General features: G+C 62.0%; 2 protein-coding genes and 1 pseudogene. 1 reads left to right on the forward strand and 2 read right to left on the reverse strand.

What is annotated here, in order from left to right; translation table 11 throughout:
* A pseudogene (locus ABW043_RS15730) lies at window positions 1–221 on the forward strand (hypothetical protein); the annotation flags it as partial.
* Window positions 222–275: 54 nt separating this feature from the next.
* Here ABW043_RS15730 and ABW043_RS15735 read toward each other — a convergent pair.
* Both ABW043_RS15735 and ABW043_RS15740 read right to left on the reverse strand, forming a co-directional pair.
* Window positions 276–1,061 (reverse strand): helix-turn-helix domain-containing protein, encoded by a 786-nt coding sequence (locus ABW043_RS15735; protein ID WP_353922146.1) that lies wholly within the window; start codon window positions 1,059–1,061, stop codon window positions 276–278.
* A gap of 939 nt (window positions 1,062–2,000) precedes the next feature.
* Entirely contained in the window at window positions 2,001–2,879 is an 879-nt protein-coding gene (locus tag ABW043_RS15740; RefSeq protein WP_353922147.1) for a metallophosphoesterase, read from the reverse strand.
* Window positions 2,880–3,159: the final 280 nt, after the last annotated feature.

Genomic DNA, 3,159 nt, shown 5'->3' on the forward strand with positions numbered 1-3,159 from the left:
GCTTCCGCGCCATCGACCCCGAAGTCGCGCACGAGGTCATGCGCCGCCACGGCGCCAGCCTGCTGCTGATCTGCCCGGGCCTGTCGGAATCGACCGTCTATGGCAGCGAGGCGCCCAAGGGCTTTTACGTCCAACTGGTCAAGAACCAGGTGCCCGGATGGCTTGCGCCCGTCGCCCTTCCGAAGGGCTCACCCTACCGCCTTTGGCACCGGCTGAATTAGCGTGGGCAAAGCGCCGGAGCGCCAGATGCCACATTCGCCAAGCCACGCTCTGCCTCAGCGAATGAAATAGCCATTAACTTTCCAGCCAGTGCCCTCCCGCGCCAGGAACACGGTTTCAATAGCTGCCGACTTTTTGGCGAAGTCCGTCTGGAACTGGATGACGTCGTAATCGCCATCGGGCAGGCCGGGAAGCGTCCTGGTCCTATTTTCGCTCAGAAACTTACGGTAAGATACGGCCCCTAGGGGCGTGCGCGCACTTGCCATGGTCGATCGCCACTGGGCTGCGGAAAGCTGCGTCTTGATCATGGTCCCGGCGGCGTCCCAGCTCTCCGTCCAGCGTGCCGCGTCGATCAGGGCAAGCCAGTCCCGCGCTGACGACGCGACCGGCGACATCGTACCGGCCGCTGGCGCCGCAATCGGAAACAATTCAGCCTGCGCCGGAAGATTGCCTTCGCCACGACTATGGGGCCAGGCCAGCAAAGCGATTGCGACAACGATCACGGACATGACGATCATTCCTCCGCCGAGCCAGACGAGCCGCTGGCCTGCGCCGCGCCCCCCAGCGGAGCGTGCGTCTCCTTTGAGGCCCATGGTATTTTCAGCGACCCCGAAATCCTTGTCCGCAAGAAATTTGGCGTCCCCGGCTTCCATCTCGGCGAGGCGTCGCGCGGCTTCACGGCTGCTCGAAACCCCCAGCTTGCGCCGCGCGTCGCGCAATCGCTCGTTGACGGTGTGAACCGACAGATCGAGCCGCCTGGCGATTGATTTCGCGTCATGGCCGATGAGCAGAAGCCGCAGCGTTTCCTTCTCGCGCTCAGTAAGCGGCATCGTCTCGGTCATGATGGATGATAGGAGTGCGGGCGGTCTTGGCTCAAGGGCCATTGAGCCACCACGCTATGCCCGCATATTTTGGGGGCTGTCCGGCTAAGCGATCACGGCGCCGCATTCCGCAAATTGCGCGGATTCGCACCAGTGGCAAAGACGAGCTGATCGTCGCAGGCATGCCGGACGCACCGCTGCGGCAGCGCGTCGTGATCATGGTCAATATTGATGGACCAACTGCCAGCTATAGAGCGCCTCGGCCAAAACGATCATCGAAAGAACGACGATGAGACTAGCATAATCGCGCCCAACCGGTTCTCTGAGAGAAGGGGTTTTCCAGTCAAATGGAACTTCCTGGCGACGAGGTCGACGCCATCGCCGTGACGATCTTACCAGATCACCACCGCAATGCAGACATTGCGAGTAGCGACGACGGCCAATTCGAAAGTCGGAACCACGTTTATGCACGCCCATAAGGCATGGCAATGGGTACACTGACCTACGCTTGCTCGCCAATGCACTCCCCCCGGAGACAGGCCAATTGAATCGAGAGTGCTCGTTCTCGATGCCACGTCTCTTGTCCAGACGACCGCACCGGAGTGGATCAACAACTTAACAATTACGCCAATTTGGAAGAGTCCATCGCGAGAACTTCATCTGCGAATGGTCAATATTGAGTTTTCGGAATCACCTGGCGAGCGCGCCACTTGGCGGCCGAGCCGCTGCCGCCTTGGCATAGGCGGTCGCCGATCGATTCGGTCGTGCGTCATGCGTCCTAAATCGAAACAACCCGGGCCGGCGCACTTCCGATCGCCTTCCACCAAGACGCAAATTCGATGCCGTGCGCGTGATTACCCGCGCCGCGCGATCACCGCGTTCGGTATCATTGAAGCCGGGGACTGCCTCGCACCCGATAGCGGGCCTTCTATGCCTCCGCCGTGCACGGCATTGTCAAGGTCAGCGAAGTTTGAGCGTCATGCTGTGCTGACGACCGACGCCCTCGAGCTCGACCCGATCCTTGTAGAAATTCAGAAAAGCATAAGCCGTCTGCTCGGTGTCGAGCATGGCTTTCAGATTTACATAATGAATGCCGCCACGCAGGCCGTAATTGCCCTCGTGATTATGTCCGTCGAGCCAGATCTTCACGCTCGGATGCCGCTCCAACAGGGCGATCATGTCGCCCGCATTCCACAAATTGTGCGGATTTTCGGGAAAGAGCGGGAAATGGCTGAACAGCATCGCCTTCAGCCCGCGCCGGTCGGCCTCGGCCAGTTGCGCGTCGATCCAACGGAGCTGCGCTTCATCGATGCCGCCGTCCCATAAGGGCTTGGTCGGGTAGAGCGCCGCGTGCAACGCCATGCTGTGCGCCAGTTCCGCGCTCCCGGCGGGCCATGCGTAGGAGCTGAGCCCGTTGCCGTCGGTGACGATGAACATCCAGCCGTGCTGGACGAAGCTGTGATAGCGCGCCGGCATGCCGAGTTTGGCCGGCACCTTGGCCTTATAGGCGTCGTCGACCGCGAAATCGTGATTGCCCAGCACGAACTGCCACGGCGCCCGGGCCTGCCGGGCGATCGGCAACACCCTATCGAAGCTCGCCATGTCCTTGTCGATGAAATCGCCAAGATGGACGGCGAAGGCGAGCTTGCGGCGGTTGAAGTCGGCCACCGCCTCGCGCAGCTTGCCGGGCGCGGTGTGATACAGGCGCGGCGGCGCGTCCGGTTCGTCGGCGAATTGACAATCCGCCACCGTGCCGATGCTGAATTGCGGGCGTTCGGCCGCCACGGGGACGGCGCCGAGGCCGGCAAATGCCAACAGCAACGGCAATATCGGGCGCATCATGTATTTCCCAAGGTTTCGGACGGTGCGGCCATTTCCCGCGCGCGCCGGATGGCCACACAATTATGACACCGTCATTGCGAGCGCAGCGAAGCAATCCAGTCCCGCGCATGCCTGGATCGCCACGGCGCGTGCCGCGCCTCGCGATGACGGCATGGTGTCAGCCCACTTCCCCACCAATCCGGTCGGGTGAACCACGGGGGTGGGGCGCCCGTCCCCCACGTCCTCCGCCCGCCGCTGTCACAGGACCTTCACTTGGCCTCCCTAGTCCGGACAAAAA

The sequence above is a fragment of the Devosia sp. genome (assembly GCF_040509215.1).
Lineage (GTDB): Bacteria > Pseudomonadota > Alphaproteobacteria > Rhizobiales > Devosiaceae > Devosia.

Excerpts from the sequence above, each read along its gene's own strand:
- ABW043_RS15735 (WP_353922146.1), bottom strand. The coding sequence starts at position 1,061 with ATGACCGAGACGATGCCGCTTACTGAGCGCGAGAAGGAAACGCTGCGG.
- ABW043_RS15740 (WP_353922147.1), bottom strand. The coding sequence starts at position 2,879 with ATGCGCCCGATATTGCCGTTGCTGTTGGCATTTGCCGGCCTCGGCGCC.